At 75.1% G+C, this 1,735-nt stretch carries 1 protein-coding gene; it reads left to right on the forward strand.

Annotated features, from left to right (window positions below):
- Positions 1-181 precede the first annotated feature (181 nt).
- Positions 182-1,735, forward strand: a 1,554-nt coding sequence (locus DY240_RS22830; protein ID WP_147375458.1) for a DEAD/DEAH box helicase, incomplete at its 3' end; no start/stop codon positions are given.

The following is a 1,735-nucleotide window of genomic DNA, read 5'->3' on the forward strand; positions in this document are numbered from 1 at the left end:
CGGTCCGGCCACGGAGCCGGCGGCGTGAGGCCGGCGGTCCGCGCGTCCGGCCGCGGACCGTCGGTCCCGGCCGTTAGGCTCGACGGGTGCCCGGGCCGCCGTCCGGCCCCGGGCGGCGCCGGCGTCGGCAGTGCTGCCGGCGGGCGCCGTAGATCATCGACGTCCACGTCACGGGAGATGTGTGAGCACTTCGGCCGCTGAACACCTGCCTCCTGCCTATCCCGATCGTGCCCCGTGGGGAACCGCGGGGCGCCTGCGTGCCTGGCAGGCGGCGGCGCTCGAGGACTACCTCACGCGCGACCCGCGCGACTACCTGGCCGTCGCCACGCCCGGCGCGGGCAAGACGACGTTCGCGCTGCGCATCGCCGCGGAGCTGCTGGCGCGCAAGATCGTCCACCAGCTCACCATCGTCGCGCCCACCGAGCACCTGAAGCGGCAGTGGGCCGAGGCCGCCGACAAGGTCGGCATCACCGTCGACCCCGCGTTCAGCGGCCGCACGGCTCGCACCAGCCGCGACTTCACCGGCGTCGCCGTCACCTACGCCGGCGTCGCCGCGCACCCCATGCTGCACCGCGCCCGCTGCGAGAACCGCCGCACGCTGGTCATCCTCGACGAGGTGCACCACGCCGGCGACTCGCTGTCCTGGGGCGAGGCGGTCCGCGAGGCGTTCGAGCCGGCGGCCCGGCGGCTGGCGCTGACGGGTACGCCGTTCCGGTCCGACATCAACCCCATCCCGTTCGTCACCTACGCGCCCGACGCCCAGGGCATCCCGCGCAGCGTCGCCGACCACTCCTACGGCTACGCCGAGGCGCTCAAGGACGGCGTCGTCCGGCCGGTGCTCTTCCTCGCCTACTCCGGCGAGATGCGGTGGCGCACACGGGCCGGCGACGAGGTCGCGGCGCGGCTGGGCGACCCGCTCACCAAGGACATCACCGCGCAGGCGTGGCGCACCGCGCTCGACCCGCACGGCGACTGGATCCCGTCGGTGCTGCAGGCCGCCGACACCCGGCTCACCGAGGTGCGCCGGCACGTGCCCGACGCCGGCGGCCTGGTCATCGCGACCGATCAGGAGTCGGCCCGGGCGTACGCGGCGCTGCTCAAGCGGGTGTGCGGCGAGTCGCCCACCGTCGTGCTGTCCGACGAGCCGAAGGCGTCGAAGAAGATCGCCGAGTTCAGCGAGGGCGACAGCCGCTGGATGGTCGCCGTCCGCATGGTCTCCGAGGGCGTCGACGTTCCCCGGCTCGCCGTCGGCGTCTACGCCACGGCCACCCAGACGCCGCTGTTCTTCGCCCAGGCGGTGGGCCGCTTCGTGCGCGTCCGCAAGCGCGGCGAGACCGCGTCGATCTTCCTGCCGACGGTGCCGTCGCTGCTGTCTTACGCCGGCGAGATGGAGGTCTCGCGCGACCACGTCCTCGGCAAGCCGCCCGGCGCCGACGACGACCCCCTGGCCGCCGAAGAGGCGCTCATGCAGGCCGCGCAGCGTGAGGAGCCCGCCGACGGCGAGGAGCTGATGCCGTTCGAGGCGCTCGGTTCCGACGCCTCCTTCGACCGCGTCCTCTACGACGGCGGCGAGTTCGGCACCCAGGCCCGGGCCGGCTCGGCCGAGGAGGCCGACTACCTCGGCATCCCCGGCCTGCTCGAGCCCGATCAGGTCGCCGCGCTGCTGCGCCGCCGGCAGGCCGAGCAGCAGGCGGCCCGCGCCGCGGCGACGACGGCGGGGGCCGACGGCGACGGC

Source organism: Jiangella rhizosphaerae, assembly GCF_003579925.1.
Lineage (GTDB): Bacteria > Actinomycetota > Actinomycetes > Jiangellales > Jiangellaceae > Jiangella > Jiangella rhizosphaerae.